At 66.6% G+C, this 16,127-nt stretch carries 16 protein-coding genes; 13 read left to right on the top strand and 3 right to left on the bottom strand.

Features of this window, described 5'->3' with window-relative positions:
* The first annotated feature begins 74 nt into the window (after positions 1–74).
* The 3 genes from AC5P7E_RS18305 to AC5P7E_RS18295 are packed head-to-tail and all read left to right on the top strand — an operon-like array spanning position 75 to position 5,171.
* On the top strand, positions 75–2,312 hold the full coding sequence (locus AC5P7E_RS18305; RefSeq protein ID WP_329761725.1) for an ATP-binding protein: 2,238 nt from the start codon (positions 75–77) through the stop codon (positions 2,310–2,312).
* Positions 2,309–2,779, top strand: coding sequence for a response regulator (locus tag AC5P7E_RS18300; protein ID WP_005409633.1), 471 nt, complete (start codon positions 2,309–2,311; stop codon positions 2,777–2,779). The genes AC5P7E_RS18305 and AC5P7E_RS18300 overlap by 4 nt, the downstream gene beginning before the upstream one ends.
* Positions 2,772–5,171 (top strand): response regulator, encoded by a 2,400-nt coding sequence (locus AC5P7E_RS18295; RefSeq protein ID WP_329761726.1) that lies wholly within the window; start codon positions 2,772–2,774, stop codon positions 5,169–5,171. Before AC5P7E_RS18300 ends, AC5P7E_RS18295 begins: the two co-directional genes overlap by 8 nt.
* 2 nt (positions 5,172–5,173) lie before the next feature.
* On the opposite strand, the gene AC5P7E_RS18290 is transcribed toward AC5P7E_RS18295, so the two are convergent.
* Genes AC5P7E_RS18290 through AC5P7E_RS18280 form a run of 3 tightly spaced genes read right to left on the bottom strand, consistent with a single transcriptional unit; the run spans position 5,174 to position 7,172 of the window.
* Positions 5,174–5,866 carry a Rossmann-fold NAD(P)-binding domain-containing protein gene (locus tag AC5P7E_RS18290; RefSeq protein WP_005409631.1) on the bottom strand — a complete coding sequence of 231 codons (693 nt, stop codon included), beginning with the start codon at positions 5,864–5,866 and terminating at the stop codon, positions 5,174–5,176.
* 11 nt (positions 5,867–5,877) lie between these two features.
* Positions 5,878–6,552: a ChrR family anti-sigma-E factor gene (locus AC5P7E_RS18285; protein ID WP_005413310.1), complete on the bottom strand. Its 675-nt coding sequence runs from the start codon at positions 6,550–6,552 to the stop codon at positions 5,878–5,880.
* Positions 6,549–7,172, bottom strand: a complete 624-nt coding sequence (locus AC5P7E_RS18280; RefSeq protein WP_012480160.1) for a sigma-70 family RNA polymerase sigma factor — start codon at positions 7,170–7,172, stop codon at positions 6,549–6,551. Before AC5P7E_RS18280 ends, AC5P7E_RS18285 begins: the two co-directional genes overlap by 4 nt.
* Before the next feature lie 134 nt (positions 7,173–7,306).
* Between AC5P7E_RS18280 and AC5P7E_RS18275 the strand changes: the two genes are divergently transcribed.
* From AC5P7E_RS18275 to AC5P7E_RS18230, 10 genes are all read left to right on the top strand, one after another.
* Complete coding sequence (locus tag AC5P7E_RS18275) at positions 7,307–8,074, top strand: hypothetical protein (RefSeq protein ID WP_114618412.1); 768 nt, start codon at positions 7,307–7,309, stop codon at positions 8,072–8,074.
* A gap of 80 nt (positions 8,075–8,154) precedes the next feature.
* Positions 8,155–9,105: an acyl-CoA desaturase gene (locus tag AC5P7E_RS18270; protein WP_111189797.1), complete on the top strand. Its 951-nt coding sequence runs from the start codon at positions 8,155–8,157 to the stop codon at positions 9,103–9,105.
* A 1-nt stretch (position 9,106) separates the two neighbouring features.
* Positions 9,107–10,384, top strand: coding sequence for an NAD(P)/FAD-dependent oxidoreductase (locus AC5P7E_RS18265; protein ID WP_099473155.1), 1,278 nt, complete (start codon positions 9,107–9,109; stop codon positions 10,382–10,384).
* Positions 10,381–11,148, top strand: a complete 768-nt coding sequence (locus AC5P7E_RS18260; protein WP_043033538.1) for a DUF1365 domain-containing protein — start codon at positions 10,381–10,383, stop codon at positions 11,146–11,148. The genes AC5P7E_RS18265 and AC5P7E_RS18260 overlap by 4 nt, the downstream gene beginning before the upstream one ends.
* Positions 11,145–12,404, top strand: coding sequence for an SAM-dependent methyltransferase (locus AC5P7E_RS18255; protein WP_114618413.1), 1,260 nt, complete (start codon positions 11,145–11,147; stop codon positions 12,402–12,404). The genes AC5P7E_RS18260 and AC5P7E_RS18255 overlap by 4 nt, the downstream gene beginning before the upstream one ends.
* Position 12,405: 1 nt before the next feature.
* The gene (locus AC5P7E_RS18250; protein WP_099473148.1) at positions 12,406–12,951 is read left to right on the top strand and encodes a DUF2878 domain-containing protein; all 546 of its coding nucleotides are present in this window, start codon (positions 12,406–12,408) and stop codon (positions 12,949–12,951) included.
* A complete protein-coding gene (locus AC5P7E_RS18245) occupies positions 12,948–13,733 on the top strand; it encodes a DUF1295 domain-containing protein (RefSeq protein WP_100438522.1) in 786 nt (261 codons plus the stop codon). Before AC5P7E_RS18250 ends, AC5P7E_RS18245 begins: the two co-directional genes overlap by 4 nt.
* Positions 13,730–14,803, top strand: a complete 1,074-nt coding sequence (locus AC5P7E_RS18240; protein ID WP_062607015.1) for an SAM-dependent methyltransferase — start codon at positions 13,730–13,732, stop codon at positions 14,801–14,803. The genes AC5P7E_RS18245 and AC5P7E_RS18240 overlap by 4 nt, the downstream gene beginning before the upstream one ends.
* Before the next feature lie 8 nt (positions 14,804–14,811).
* On the top strand, positions 14,812–15,345 hold the full coding sequence (locus AC5P7E_RS18235; protein ID WP_005413302.1) for a lipocalin family protein: 534 nt from the start codon (positions 14,812–14,814) through the stop codon (positions 15,343–15,345).
* Between the two features lie 33 nt (positions 15,346–15,378).
* A complete protein-coding gene (locus AC5P7E_RS18230) occupies positions 15,379–16,125 on the top strand; it encodes a response regulator transcription factor (protein WP_329761727.1) in 747 nt (248 codons plus the stop codon).
* The last annotated feature ends 2 nt before the right edge of the window (positions 16,126–16,127 follow it).

Here is a 16,127-nt window from a genome sequence, read left to right as displayed (position 1 = left end):
GCTTCACCATTCCTGCAAGCCGGATGTAGCACTGGGTCCTTCCAGCCATCCATGAATCATGAGTCCCGCCGTTGATGCCCTCTGCCCAGTCCATGCCCGACCTTGCGCTATCCCGTTGCGCGCGCGAACCGATCCACACACCCGGCGCGATCCAGCCCTACGGTGTGCTCCTTGTGCTGGAGCCGCAGTCACTGCGGGTGCGCGAGCGTGCCATCAGTCAGCCGAGTGTGCTGCAGCAGTTCGGTGAGCCGCTGCTCCAGCACGTCAGCGAGGTGCTCGGCGGCGTGCTGGCCCCGTTCCAGGTACTGCTCCAGAAGGCCACCATCGGCAGCAGTGTGCACGTGGGCGCCGTTCACCTGGATGGCCACGGCCGGCATCAGCTGCTGGTGCATCGCTCCGCCACCGACCTCCTTGTAGAGCTGGAAGCGCCAGTCGCAGGCCAGCCCGGTTCTCTTGAAGAACTGTATCCGGCCATCCGAGAGCTCATGACGGGCATCGAATCGGCCGCAACGGTGGAAGACCTGTGCCAGCTGGCCGCCGCGCACATGCGCCGGCTCACCGGCTTCGACCGCACCCTGGTCTACCAGTTCGACGCCGGCTGGAATGGCATCGTGGTGGCCGAGGAAGGCAATGGCCTGTTGCCCTCGTACCTGGACCTGCGTTTTCCTGAATCGGACATTCCCGCCCAGGCCCGCGAACTCTACCGCCGCAACCGGGTGCGCCTGATCGCGGACAACAACTACACCCCTGCCCCGTTGATGCGGGCCGAAGAGCATCGCGACGCGCCGCCCACCGACCTGAGCATGGCGGTGCTGCGCAGCGTCTCGCCGGTGCACCTGCACTACATGCGCAACATGGGGACCGGCGCGTCGATGTCGGTATCGCTGGTGCATGAAGGCCGGCTGTGGGGCCTGGTGTCCTGCCACACCGTGCAGCCACGCCGCCTGCCCTACCACGTGCGCACTGCCTGCGAATTCATGGGCCAGATCCTGTCGCTGCAGATTGCCCTCAAGGAGCGTGCGCGTGCGATCGAAGAGCGCGTGGCCCGTCGTTCCATACTGGTCAAGCTACTGGGTCGCATGGCCGGCGACGAAGACTTCATGGCGGCCCTGCGCCAGGACGAGGCCAGCCTGCTGTCGCTGACAGGCGCGGCCGGCGCGGCGATCGTGCACAAAGGCGATTGCCTGCGTGTTGGCCAGTGCCCTTCCGCCAGCGACGTGCTGGCCCTGGCGAATTGGCTGGCCACGCAGCAGGCCGGCCAGGAAACCTACTGCTCCGATCACCTGGCAGCCGACTGGTCGCCTGCCGCACACCTGGCCGACGTAGCCAGCGGCCTGCTGGCGGTGTCCATTTCGCAGCTGCATGACAGTTACCTGATGTGGTTCCGCCCGGAAGTGGTGCGCACTGTGCGCTGGGGTGGCGATCCCCGCAAGGAAGCAGCACCGGGTGTGGCGCTTTCCCCGCGCAACTCGTTCGAGGCCTGGAAGGAGACCGTGCAGCAACGCAGCCTGCCGTGGAGTGACGCTGACTGCGACGCGGCACACGAGATGCGCACGGCCATCGTCGATATCGTGTTGCGCAAGGCCGAGGAAATGGCCGAACTGAACGAGCAGTTGCTTCGCAGCAACAAGGAACTCGAAGCGTTTTCCTACTCCGTCAGCCACGACTTGCGCGCGCCCTTCCGCCACATCGTGGGCTATTCCGAGTTGCTGGGCAGCTCCGCCGGCGAACGCCTCAACGAGACCGAGCGCCGCTTCCTGGACACGATCGTGGAATCGGCCAAGTCCGCCGGAACACTGGTGGATGACCTGCTCGGCTTCTCGCAGATGGGGCGCTCCACGCTGGGGCGTGTGCGGCTGGACATGGCCGCGCTGGCCGAGGATGTGCGCCGGAGCCTGGCCCTGGACTACGCCGGCCGCGACGTGCAATGGACGCTCGCACCGCTGCCGGAGGTCGAAGCCGATCCGACGATGCTGCGCCTGGTCTGGCAGAACGTGCTGGCCAACGCAATCAAGTTCACCCGCGAGCGCGAGCACGCGATGATCGAGATTGGGCATGACCGCAGCGACGACGAAGACCACTTTTTCGTGCGCGACAACGGCTGCGGCTTCGACATGCGCTACGTGGACAAGCTGTTCGGCGTGTTCCAGCGCCTGCACCACGTCGAAGAGTTCGAAGGCACCGGCATCGGCCTGGCCAATGTCCGCCGCATCATCGGCCGCCATGGCGGCCGTACCTGGGCCGAGGGCGAGCCCGGCAAGGGCGCCACGATCCATTTCACCCTACCCCGCTTCACAGGAGAACACCCATGAGGGACCTGCGGCCGATCCTCCTGGTAGAGGACAGCCCCAAGGATGCAGAGCTGACGATGGCCGCGCTTGCGCGCTGCCAGCTGTTGAACGATGTCATCCATGTACGCGACGGCGCCGAAGCGCTGGATTACCTGCGCTGCGAAGGCAAGTTCGCCGGCGCCATGCACGGCGGCCCGGTGGTGGTGCTGCTGGACCTGAAGCTGCCCAAGGTCAATGGCCTGGAGGTGCTGGAACAGGTGCGTGGCGACCCGCAGCTGAGCAGCACGCCGGTGGTGATGTTGACCTCCTCGCGCGAAGAACAGGATCTCGTGCGCAGTTACGAACTGGGCGTGAATGCCTTCGTGGTCAAGCCGGTCGACTTCAAGGAATTCTTCGACGCCATCCAGGGGCTGGGCATGTTCTGGGGCATCACCAACCAGCCACCACCGCATCGGCCCAATGGCTCGGGGCAGCACAACAATGCGTGATGGATCGCGCCGCAGCGAGCGCCTGCGCATCCTCATGCTGGAGGACAGCGCGCTTGATGCGGAGCTGATCACCGCACAGCTGCGGCGTGCCGGCCTGGAATTCGAGGCCGAGCGCCTGTGGACCCGCAACGCGTTCATCGAGGCCATCGACAGCCGTGCGTTCGACGTGATCCTCGCCGACCACGTGCTGCCCGGATTCGATGGCGATGCGGCCCTCGCACTGGCACGCGAGCGGACTCCGCAGACCCCTTTCATCTTCGTCTCCGGCACGCTGACCGAAGAGCTGGCGGTGCAGGCGCTGACCCGTGGCGCGCGCGACTATGTAGTCAAGCAGCGCCTGCAGCGCCTGCCGGATGCGATTCGCCGCGCCCGCCAGGAAGCCCATGAGCGCAACCAGCTGCTTCATGCGCAGGCTGCGCTGAATGAGAGCCAGGCGCAGCTGCAGCAGGTGACCGACGCCGTACCCGCGCTGATCGCCCAGCTCGACAACGCGCATCGCTACCGGTTCGCCAACAAGGCGTTCCTGGACTGGCATGGATTCAGCCTGGCCGAGTTGCTGGGCCGGACAGCGCGCGAGGTCAGCGGCATTTCCGCCTTCGAACACGCCCTGCCGAGCCTGGAACGGGTACTGCAGGGCGAGCGCACCAGCTTCCAGGTCGAACTGGTGCACCGCAGCGGCCAATCACGATTCGTGCAGATGGACTGCGTACCGGAGCATGCGGCCGACGGCAGCGTGGCCGGCTACATCTGCCTGGGTAGCGACGTCTCGCAGCTGAAACAGGCCGAGCTGGCCCTGCGCGAGGACAACCAGCTGCTCGAGCAGCAGGTGCAGGCGCGCACGGCCGAGTTGCGCGCCAGCAAACGGCGCCTGCAGGCGATCTTCGAATCCAGCTTCCAGCATCAGATGCTGCTGGATCTGTCCGGGCGCGTGGTGGATGCCAATGACGCGTCACTGGCCGCAGTGCTGGCGGAAAAGAAGGACGTGCTTGGCCAACGCTTCGGTGAATCGCTCTGGTTCGCCACAACCGATGGCATCGGCGCGCTGATCAATCGGGCCGTCGGTGCAGCCGTGCAGGGCCGTAGTTCGCTGCATTCATTGGAGCTGGAACTCCCGACCGGGCCGCGCAGCTTCGATTTTTCGTTCCGCCCGCTGCTGGATGCCGAAGGCGTGGTCACCGCCGTGGTCTCCGAGGCCGTGGAAACGACGGCGCGCCTCCAGGCCGAACATGCACCGCGCCAATCACAGAAGATCGAGGCGGTCGGCCAGCTCACCGGCGGCATCGCGCATGATTTCAACAACATCCTGACGGTCATCTCCGGCAACGTCGAGCACGCCATGCTGCTGAATGAGCGCGCGGGGGAAGCCGGGGCGATGGTCAGCCGGGCGCTGGACAACGCGCTGAAGGGTGTCGGGCGTGCCGCCAGCCTGACCCAGCGCCTGCTGGCGTTTGCCCGACGCCAGCCGCTGCACAGCCAGGCCGCCAACCTCCACGAGCGCCTGCTGGACATGCACGACATGCTGCAGCGTGCACTGGGTGAGCTGGTGCAGCTGGAGATCCGCAGCGCCGAGGACATCTGGTGCGTGGAGATCGACATCAGCCAGCTGGAGGCCTCCGTACTGAACCTGGCGGTGAATGCCCGCGATGCGATGCCGCACGGCGGGCGGTTGGTGATCGAGGTCGACAACAGCCACCTCGACCACGACTACGCTGCCCTGTTCCCGGATGCAACACCAGGCCAGTACGTGATGTTGCGGGTGCGCGACAACGGCCATGGCATGGACGCGGCCACCCTGGCCCGGGTGTTCGAACCGTTCTTCACCACCAAGCAGGTCGGCCGCGGCACCGGGCTGGGACTGTCGATGGTGCATGGGTTCGTCAAGCAGTCCGGCGGCCACGTGCTGATCGATTCGGTGGAAGGCGGCGGCACGAGCATTACCATGATGTTTCCGCGCTCGCCGCTGACCCTGCCCCGCGAAACACGCACCCCGCAGACCGGCCTGGCCGACTACTCGCCGCGCGAGGAAACCATTCTGGTGGCCGAGGACAACGACGATGTCCGCGCCTACACGGTGGATTCGCTGCGGCTGCTCGGCTACCGCGTGCTGGAAGCCCACGATGGCCCCTCCGCGCTACGGTTGCTGGAGCGCCCCGACACCAGGGTGGACCTGCTGTTCTCGGACGTGGTGATGCCCGGCATGTCGGGCTGGGAGCTGGTCCGTCAAGTCCGCGAACGCTGGCCGGAAGTCGCCGTCCTGTTCACGTCGGGCTATCCACGTGACCACGATCAGGCGGGCAGCCAGGGACGCGCGGTTGCCCTGCTGCCGAAGCCGTTTACGCGAAGTGACCTGGCGCTGGCGGTACGCACTGCGCTGGAGGCCGCGCCGCACTGAGCTCAGGAGGCCGGATCGCCTAGGCCAGCGGCGATCCGGTTGATGTCCGCGCACTCCACCGTGGCCGGCGGATGCTCCCTGCCGGCCAGTGCAATCATCGCCTGACCGAGAGCCAGATTGCTGGTCATCAGCGATGGCGCAATCGCGCTGGCCAGCTTCATCAACGGCGCACCGCCCCAGTACAGGGGCTTCAACAGGGCATGACGGGTGCCGGTGCCCGGGACCGGCCTGACACCGCCCGGGCGCAGCATCACGGTGCGCACCGGCAGGCCGTGCAATGCGACCTCGGTCTCGCCCTTGATCCTCAACGGCATCAGCCGGCTCCGAGGGTCCGCGCCGGCACCGGATACATACAGAAAGCACCCTTCGGGATTCGCAGCCGCCCAGGCACGGGCCACCGCCAGGGTGGTGTCCAGGGTCACGCGTCGGTACTCGGCCTCTGCCGTGCCAACAGGTGGCGCCCCGGCACAGTAGAAGCAGGCATCGAACCCGGCCAGTTCATCCGACCGGTCCTGGATGCGCAGGAAGTCCGGAACGATCAGTTCGCTGCCGGCGCCGCTCAGACTTCCCGGGTGGCGGACCAGCGCTGTCAGGCGGGACACCTGTGGTGAGCGTTGGCAGGCCAACGCCACACCCTGCCCGACCAGGCCTGCGGCACCGGTCAACAGAATCCGTAATGCGCCCGTCCCGGCCATCGTCGTCCCCGCTAGAGTTTCACGAAACGCTGGATCTTCCGCGCCAGCCAGCCACTGAACACCAGCGGCGCATCCAGCGCTGACACGCAGATGCAGGGGACACCGGGCGCGGTCACCGGTTGATGCTCCACGTCTTCGTCCAGATCTGCCACGTCGCCCGGCGCGAACAACCCCAGCGCATCATTGTACGAACCCCGTAGGATCTGGGTCAGCTCGCTGCGGCCATGGCTGTGCATGGGCAGGCATTTGCCCGGGGCGATCTTCAGCATGATCAGCGAAGGCATCTGCTCTGCACGGATGCAGTGCACGCCCGGCGCCATCCAGCGCCAGCGCAGGTCGCTGAGCGAGGCGCCGAAGTACGGGTGCAGCGATGCAGGCAGATGGTCCGGATTGGCCTCAGGGCGCTCCTTCGGCACGGGACGTGCGACCCCAGCCATGGGCACCGGCGCTTCCGTGGCCAGCTGCATCAGCATCGCCTCGCGCAGTTGTTCGCGTCGCGTCTCCGCTGCAGGTGGCTGGGTCTGCTCCAGCAGCACCGAGCCGATCGCTTCGGCGTCGCGCAGGCGCTGACGGCAATGCGGGCACTGCTCCAGATGGGCACCGGCGACGATGCTCAACGGCGCCGGCAGCGCGCCGGCGGCATAGCTCATCAGGGTCGATTCGTGCAGATGGTGGTGCGGATTCACAGCGCACCTCCCACTTTGGCCTGAAGCTGCAGAAAGGCGCGGCGCAGGTGCGATTTGACCGTTCCCAGCGGCATGCCCAGCGCCTCTGCGATCTCGCTGTGGCTCTTGGCCTCGAAATAGGACATCCGCACCAGCCGCGCCTGTACCGCGGGCAGTTCGTTGATGCGCTGGCGCAGACGTGCCTGGTCGGCGAACTGCTCGGCACTGCTGCGCTCGATCACATCCAGTGTGGCAGCGTCCTCCACCGCTGCCTGCACCTGCATCCAGCTGCGCTCGCGACGGATGCGATCGATATGCAGGTTTCGCGCAATCCGGTACAGCCACGTACTGAGGGCGCCTTGGGCTGCATCGTAGTCGGCGGCCCGCAGCCACAGGCGCAGCAGGCATTCCTGGGCCAGTTCCTCGGTGACGCCGTCGGGTGCACCCAGGCCGCGCAGGTACACGCACAGCCGCGGCATGAAGTAGTCATAGATCCGCATGAAACAGTCGCGGTCGCGCAGGCGCGCCACGCCGTCCATGTCACCGGCCCAGTTCGTCGGCTCGCTGCTCGGCTGCTGGGAACTGGACACGGTGCGTGCGCTATCGAAGTTGAGGAGTGTGCTGGCGGCGTCAGGGTACATCCGGGTTCGCGGCGGGCGGGTGAAGGTCTGTCCTCTGTACGCGCAGGGGCAGCAATTGGATGCAGACGGCACGACGCATCCAACCGGCCGCCCCCGCCGTATGACCTGGGCCCTCCTCTTCCGGATGAAGACCCATGCGCACTGCCTGGCTGCTGCTGTGCCTGCCCCAAGCCGCGCTGGCGGCACCCTGGTTGCGAAGCGAGGGCGTGGCCACCTCCGCGCAGGGCGACCTCCTCTACCGTGAAGTGCACTGGCGACGCGAGGCAACGGAGGGCGCCGAGCGCTGGGTGCTGTACCAGTGCCCGGATGGCCAACCCTTCGCCCGCAAGCATCTGCCCGCCAGCGCCCGCCCACAGGCACGGGGATATTCGCTGGAGGACCGCCGCAGCGGCCAGACCGCCGAGGTCGACGCCGCTGGCGACTCGGTGTCGATTGCATGGAAGGAGGATGCCGCCAGTGAGCTGCGCAGGCGCCGGCTTGAACAGCCGGCGGACGCGGTGATCGATGCGGGGTTTGATGCCGCAGTACGCCTGCACTGGCCGGCGCTGCTGCGCGGCGAGCGCATCACACTGCCGTTCCTGGTGCCTGCACGCCAGCGCTACTTCCCGGTGCAGGTGCGGCGCATCGGCCCGGTACGCTGGCAGGGCATCGACGCCCAGGCCATCGAGGTCAGCCTGGACACCTGGTACGGCGGCATCGCGCCGCGCCTGGTCCTGGTCTACGCCACGGCCGACCGTCGCCTGCTGGAGTTCCGCGGCACCAGCAATCTGCGCGATGCGCGCGGCACTTATCCGCAGGTGACGGTACGCTTCCGCTCGCCAGCTGCCGAGCGACCGGCAGGTGACTGGCAACAGGCGTGGGCGCAGCCCCTGGCCGAGCGTTGCGCCGTGACGCCCAGGTGAAGCGAAATTCAGTTCGAAGTGGCGCATCCATTGCGCACCCTGCTGCGTAAAGGAAGACACGACACCCGCCGAGATCCGCCATGGCCTCTGTAGCGCCCCTCCCCCGTCGACGCTGGCGCCTGCTGCGTACGTTGCAGCGGTGGGTGGATACCAGCAACGCCACAGAGACCACCGGCGAACAGCCAGGACGCATCGACTGGGTGCGCGCGGTACCCTTTGCACTGATGCACCTGGCCTGCATCGCGGTGATCTGGGTGGGCGTGTCATGGACGGCGGTCGTCGTGGCCACGGCGCTCTACGCCGTGCGCATGTTCGCCATCACGGCGTTCTATCACCGCTACTTCTCGCACCGCACCTTCCAGGCATCGCGTCCGGTGCAGTTCGTGTTCGCAGTCATCGGCGCGTCCAGCGTGCAGCGCGGCCCGCTGTGGTGGGCCGCCCATCATCGCCACCACCATCGGCATGCCGACCAGCCACGGGACCCGCATTCGCCGCGCGAAGGCGGCTTCTGGCGCAGCCACATGGGCTGGTTCCTCACCCGCGAGGCATTCGCGACCGATCTGTCGCGGGTACCTGACCTGGCGCGCTTCCCCGAACTGCGCTGGCTCGACCGTTTCGATACCGCCATTCCCGTGCTGCTGGCCGTCGGACTGTATGCATTGGGTGCAGCACTGGAACGCTGGGCGCCTGGCCTGCACACCACGGGCCCGCAATTGCTGGTGTGGGGCTTCTTCATCTCCACCATCGTGCTGTTCCACGCCACCGTCACCATCAATTCGCTGGCCCACCGTTTCGGCCGCCGCCGCTTCGAGACCCGCGACGACAGCCGCAACAACCTGTGGCTGGCGCTGCTCACTTTCGGTGAGGGCTGGCACAACAACCATCACTTTTTCCCCGGCACCGTGCGCCAGGGCTTCCGCTGGTGGGAGGTGGACCTGACCTGGTACGGACTGCGCGCGATGGCGGCGCTGGGCCTGGTCAAAGGGCTCAAGCCCATCCCCGAGTGGGTTCTGGCCAAGGCGAGGTACTGAGATGCGCATCGCGGTCATCGGCTCGGGTATCGCGGGGCTGGCCAGTGCCTGGTGGCTGGATGGCCAGCACGACGTCACGCTGTTCGAGGCCAACGATTACCTCGGCGGCCACACCCATACCCACGACGTGCAGGTGGCGGGCCGAGGCATGGCGGTGGATACCGGTTTCATCGTCTTCAACCCCCAGCACTATCCCTTGCTGTCGGCGCTGTTCGACGAGTTGGGCGTGGCCTCGCAACCGACCACGATGAGTTTCTCCATGCACAGTGAGCGCAGCGGCGTGGAGTACAACGCCACCTCGCTGGATGGGCTGTTCTGCCAGCGCCGCAACCTGGTATCGCCGCGCTTCTGGGGCATGCTGGCCGACCTGCGCCGGTTCTATCGCGACGCGCCGTTGCTGCTGGCCGAAGAAGACGGCCCCACGCTCGGCGATTACCTGCGCAGCCAGCGCTATGGCGAGGCATTCATCGACGAGCACCTGCTGCCGATGGCCTCCGCGCTGTGGTCCTCGCCGACGGCCACCGTGCAGGCGTTCCCGGCGCGCTACCTGGCCCAGTTCATGGCCAACCACCAGATGCTGCAGATGACCGGGCGGCCAAGCTGGCGGGTGGTCAGCGGGGGATCGACGCGCTACGTGGATGCGCTGCGTCGCCGCTGGCGCGTGCATGAGCGGCTGCAATGCCCGGTCAGCAGGGTCGAGCGCATGCCCTGGGGTGCACGCGTGCACAGCAGCGCCGGCGTGGAGGCCTTCGACGAAGTGATCCTGGCCTGCCACAGCGACCAGGCACTGGCGTTGCTTGCCGACGCAGATACCGTCGAGCGTGAGGTCCTCGGCGCCATCCGCTATCAGTCCAACGAAGCGGTGCTGCATACCGATGCGTCGTTGCTGCCGCGCAACCGCAAGGCGTGGGCGGCCTGGAACGCGCACGTACCACAGGATCGCGCGGCGCCCTGCACGGTCAGCTACTGCATGAACCTGCTGCAGGGCCTGCCGGGCGACATCCCCCTGGTAGTGACCCTCAACCGCAGCGAGGCAATCGATCCGGCCAAGGTGCTGCGGACCCTGCATTACGCGCACCCGGTACACGACCACGCTGCAGTGCGCGCACAGCAGCGCTGGGCGGAACTGCAGGGCCGCCGCCACACATGGTTTGCAGGCGCCTATTGGGGCTGGGGATTCCACGAGGATGGCATCCGCAGTGCCCGCCACGTGGTCGATGCCCTGCAGGCCTGCGCTCCACATCGGAACGTATCCGCCTCGGATGAGGTGGCGGCATGAGTGCCAGCGCGCTCTACATCGGGCAGGTGATGCATCGCCGGCATCATCCGCATCCGCATGCATTCCGTTACCCCATCGCGCAGCTGCTGCTCGACCTGGATGAACTCGACACTGTGTTCGCCGGGCGCTGGTTGTGGTCGGTCAATCGCCGCAACCTGGCCGAGTTCCGCCGCAGCGACTACTTCGGTGATCCCGCCCGGCCGCTGGCCGATGCGGTGCGCGATCACGCTGCGGGCACGCTTGGCTACCGGCCAGCCGGTCCGGTGCGCCTGCTCACCCATCTCCGCTTCGCCGGGCATGTCTTCAACCCGGTCAGCTTCTATTACTGCTACCAGGCCGATGGCAGCACGCTGGACTGCATCGTGGCCGAGATCACCAATATCCCCTGGAAGGAACGGCACGCCTATGTGCTGCCGGTCGCCACGGCCCTCCACGAAGGGGCGTCATTGCGCTGGCAGTTCGACAAGCGCTTCCATGTCTCGCCGTTCATGCCGATGGATTGCCGCTACGACTGGCGCTTCAACCGCCCGGACCAGGACCTGCGCGTACACATGCAGGTCTGGCGCGACGGGGTGCGCCAGTTTGATGCCACCCAGGCCATGCAGCGACATGCCTTGAACGGCCGTGGGCTGGCCCGGGTGCTGGCCTGCTATCCGCTGATGACCACCCAGGTGGTGGCCGCCATCCACTGGCATGCACTTCGGCTGTGGATGAAACGCAACCCCGTGCACGACCACCCTGCTCTTGCCGAGAAACCACGATGAACTCGATGACCCCTCTGGTCGCCCTGCCGCGCCCCGGCGCCCTGGATGCGCTCCTGCGCCGCCGCCTGCTGGCCCTGCTTGCCCCCATGCGCGACGGTCGCCTGTGCGTACGTGACGCATTGGGCGAGGTCTGGCTGGGCGATGCCCGTGGCGAACTGCATGTCACCGTCACCATCGATGACCCAGGGTTCTATCGCAAGGTTGCAGCGCAAGGCAGTGTGGGCGCAGGTGAAAGCTACATCCAGGGCGAATGGCACTGTGATGATCTGGTGGCACTGATCCGGCTGCTGGTACGCAATCGCGACCTGCTGGACGGCATGGAGCGTGGCCCGGCCCGCGTGGGTGGCTGGCTGCTGCGGGGCTGGAACCGCCTGCGCCGCAACAGCCGTGAGGGCAGCCGCCGCAACATCGCCGCGCACTATGACCTGGGCAACGATTTCTTTGCCCTGTTCCTGTCGCCGGACCTGATGTACTCGTCGGCGTTGTTCGCCAGTGAGTCCGAACCGCTGGAATCGGCCTCGCGGCGCAAGCTGGACCGCATCTGCCAGCAGCTGCAGCTCAAACCCGGCGACCGCGTGGTGGAAATCGGCACCGGCTGGGGTGGTTTCGCGGTCCATGCCGCCCGGCACTATGGCTGCCATGTCACGACCACCACCATCTCTGCGGAACAGCATGCGCTGGCCGCCCGGCGCGTACGGGAGGCGGGCCTGCAGGACCAGGTCACGCTGCTGATGCAGGACTACCGCGACCTGCAGGGCCAGTTCGACAAGCTGGTGTCGATCGAGATGATCGAAGCGATCGGCGCCGAATACCTGGACACCTACATGGCCACGCTGCAGCGCCTGCTCAAGCCTGATGGCGTTGCCCTGCTGCAGGCCATCACCATCGAGGACCACCGCTACGAACAGGCCCGGCGCAGCGTCGATTACATCAAGCGCTATGTGTTCCCGGGCAGCTTCATCCCATCGATCAACGCGATCATGGCCGCCAAGAGCCGATCCAGCGACCTGCAGCTGATCGCCCAGCAGGATTTCGGCCACTCCTACGCATTGACCCTTCGCGCCTGGCGCCAACGTTTCCTGGCCCAGCTGCCGGCAGTGCAGGCGCAGGGTTTTGACGCGCGCTTCTGCCGGCTGTGGGAATTCTACCTGGCCTATTGCGAGGGTGGCTTCCTGGAACGTTCGATCGGCGTCTCGCATCTGTTGCTGGCCCGTCCGGACCACCGGCCCATTTTCGCTGCAACCGGCAGCCACTGACATGCATCGCTTCTGGGCCAATCTGCTCGGCAACCAGCTGGTCTGGCTGTGTGCCGTGGCCGGCGCGGGCCGCGGCTGGCAGTGGCCCGCGCTACTGGCCGCTTCGCTCTACATCGGCAGCCAGCTGTTGACCTCACCGCGCCCCCGGCTGGATCTGCGGCTGTTGATGTTGGCACTGGCCTGCGCATGGCTGGTCGACGCCAGTGCCGCCGCCAGCGGCACGGTGCGCTACGCGGCGGCCCCACTGGGTTGGGCGCCACCGCCGTGGATCATGGCGTTGTGGGCGGCGTTCGCGATGACGCTGACCACGTCGATGCGCTTCCTGCAGCACCACCCGGCCCTGCCGGCCCTGTTCGGCCTGCTGCTGGCACCTCTGGCCTATCTGTCTGCCGCACGCGGTTTCGACGCAGTGCGGTTCGCGGATCCTGTATGGCCAGGACTGCTGGTGCTGGGCGCGGGCTGGAGCATTGCGCTTTCCCTGCTGTGCCGGACCGCCCGTCGCGGCATGCACATCCCGCAGCCGCCCTTCGCAGGAGCGTCGTCATGATCAATCTGATGTGGGTCCTGCTGTACGCCGTACTGGTGATGAGCTGGGGCTGGGCCTGGCAGCGCCGCCACCACAACATCGGCGTGGTCGATGTGCTCTGGGCAAAGGGCGTGGGCGCCTCGGCGCTGTTGCTGGCGCTGCTGGGCGACGGTGCGGTGATGCCGCGGATCGCGCTGGGCGTGCTCGGCGGCCTGTGGGGCAGTCGACTCGCCCTGCATCTGTGGCACCGGGTCCGTCACGAAGAAGAGGACGGACGCTACCGCTACCTGCGCCAATACTGGCACGGCCACCAGGGCAAGATCTTCGGCTTCTTCATGGCGCAGGCGCTGCTGATCGTCCTGTTCGCCCTGCCCTTCGTGGCGGTGGCTGCCAATCCTCGGGCCGGCCTGACCCTGTGGGTGGTGGCCGCAGCGCTGGTCTGGCTGCTGAGCGTCGGCGGCGAAAGCCTGGCCGACCGCCAGCTGGCGCGTTTCCGCGCCGACCCGGCGAACAGGGGCCGCACCTGCCGCGTCGGACTCTGGCGCTATTCCCGCCACCCCAACTACTTCTTCGAGTGGCTGCACTGGTTCACTTATGTCCTGCTCGCGGTCGGCTCGCCACTGTGGTGGCTGGCCTGGGCCGGCCCGCTGCTGATGTACGTGTTCCTGCGCTATCTGAGCGGCATTCCATTCACCGAGAAGCAGGCACTGCGCAGCCGCGGCGACGACTATCGCGCCTACCAGCGCAGTACACCGATGTTCTTTCCCTGGTTTCCCCGTTCTTCCAAGGAGCATTCCGCATGAGCGCGATCCCGTCACTGAACCCAGCCGAAGATGCGGAAACCGGGATGATCGCCTGGGCCGAACGCGGGCTGGTCCCCGATGCGGCGCTGCGTGCGGGCATCCGCCGCTTGTGCGCGCAGCGCCTGCATGAGGAAAGCGAGGGTGGCATCGAAGGCCAATCGGCACGATTCAGCCGGCGCATCGCCGAGCTGGCCGACAGCCCGCTCGCGTTGCATACCGACGCAGCCAACCGCCAACACTATGAAGTGCCGGCAGCCTTCTTCCAGGCCTGCCTGGGCAAGCGACTGAAGTACAGCAGCTGCTACTACCCCACCGGGCGCGAAACGCTGGACCAGGCGGAGGACGCCATGCTGGAACTGTACGGCCAGCGCGCCGGACTGGCCGATGGCCAGCAGATTCTTGAGCTGGGCTGCGGCTGGGGCTCACTGACCCTGTGGATGGCCGAACGCTACCCGCAGGCGCATATCACCGCCGTCTCCAACTCGCACAGCCAACGCCAGCACATCATGGCGCAGTGCCAGGCGCGCGGCCTGGACAACGTCGAGGTGCTGACCTGTGACGTCAACCAACTTGATCTGCCGACAGCCCGGTTCGACCGCTGTGTCTCGGTGGAGATGTTCGAGCACGTACGCAACTACGAGCGCCTGCTGGCAGGCATCGCACGGTGGCTGAAACCGGATGGCGCGTTGTTCGTGCACATCTTCGCCCATCGCACACTGATGTACCCGTTCGAGACAGACGGCGGCGACAACTGGATGGGCCGCCACTTCTTCACCGGCGGCCTGATGCCGGCCGCCGACACGCTGCTGCATTTCCAGCGCGACCTGCGCCTGGATCAACGCTGGTTGCTGGACGGCACCCACTACCAGCGCACTGCCGAGCATTGGCTGGCCAACCAGGATGCAGCCCGCGAGAGAGTGATGCCGGTGCTGGTCGCCACCTACGGCCAGGCTGCAGCGAAGGTCTGGTGGCAGCGCTGGCGGATGTTCTGGATGGCATGTGCCGAACTGTTCGGCTACGACGACGGCCAGCAGTGGCTGGTCGCCCACTATCTGTTCCGACCCCGCTGAGGTGCCCCATGCGCATGTTCTCGCTGCTTCCGCTGATCGCAGTCGGCCTGTTCGGCTCGGGCTGCTCCTCCAGCGACACCCGGCCGCTTCCGCGTGCGCCGTCGGTGGATGTGCCACGCTTCATGGGCGACTGGTACGTGATCGCCCATATTCCGTCCTGGCCCGAACGCGATGCCTACGATGCGGTGGAAAGTTATGCCTTGAAGCCCGACGGGCGCATCCAGACCACCTTCACCTATCGCAAGGGCAGCTTCGATGCGCCGCAGAAGTCGATGCACCCCATTGGCCGTGTCGAGAAGGAAGGCAATGGCGCGATCTGGGGCATGCAGTTCATCTGGCCGATCCAGGCCGAGTACGTGATCGCCTGGCGGGATGACGACTACCGCCAGACCATCGTGGCGCGCAGCAAGCGCGACTATGTCTGGTACATGGCGCGTACGCCGCAGGTGTCCGACGGCGACTACCAGAAGGCCGTGCAGCGCATCGCCGAGATGGGCTACGACATCCGCCGACTGCGGCGCGTGCCGCAATCCGTCCGGTAGCATTCGATCCCATCAATTGACAGCTCCGAATCGATGGATGCAGCGAATCACTTCTTAGGAATATTCGCAAAAATCAAGCAATTTCGATGTTCGCCGCGACAGCAGCGCCAGAATGGTCATCACGCCCCATGGGCGCCGATCACCTCCCTGCGCATGAATGGACTTCCTGCCCCGCGCCCGCTGCGACTGGCACTACTGGACGACCACGAAGTCGTCCGTCGCGGCACTGCCCTGCACCTCTCCCGCGACGCCCGCTTCCGTATCGTCGCCAGCCACGCCCGCAGCGACGAACTCATCGACAGCCTCCAGCAGATGCGGGTGGATGTCGCGATCATCGATCTGACCCTGGCCCGCGACGATCGCAGCGCGTCCGAGCTGACCCCGCTGCTGCGCGAGCACTTTCCTCGCGTCACCCTGCTCGCTTTTGCGACCCTTTCACCCTCGATCCACATCAACCAGCTTATCGCCACTGGTGTCGGTGGCGTGGTCAGCAAGGCCGAACCACTGCCGATGCTCTCGGACGCAATCGTGCGCGTATCGCAGGGCCTTCCGCGACTGCCACCCGATTGCACGCTGCCGGGAGACTGCGAAGAGCTCAGCCGCAACGAGCGCGAAGTACTGGAGCTCCTGCTGGCGGGCCTGACCGTTTCGGAAATCGCGCTCCGCCGCCATCGCAGCATCAAGACCGTCAGCACACAGAAGGTTGCGGCCCTGCGCAAGCTCGGGCTGCGCAACGATGCCGAGATCTACGCCATGCGGCAGCAGCTGGAATCACCGTGAAG

It is taken from the genome of Stenotrophomonas sp. YJH_SMC_25 (genome assembly GCF_059369595.1).
This window is presented reverse-complemented; position numbering and strand designations above follow the sequence as displayed.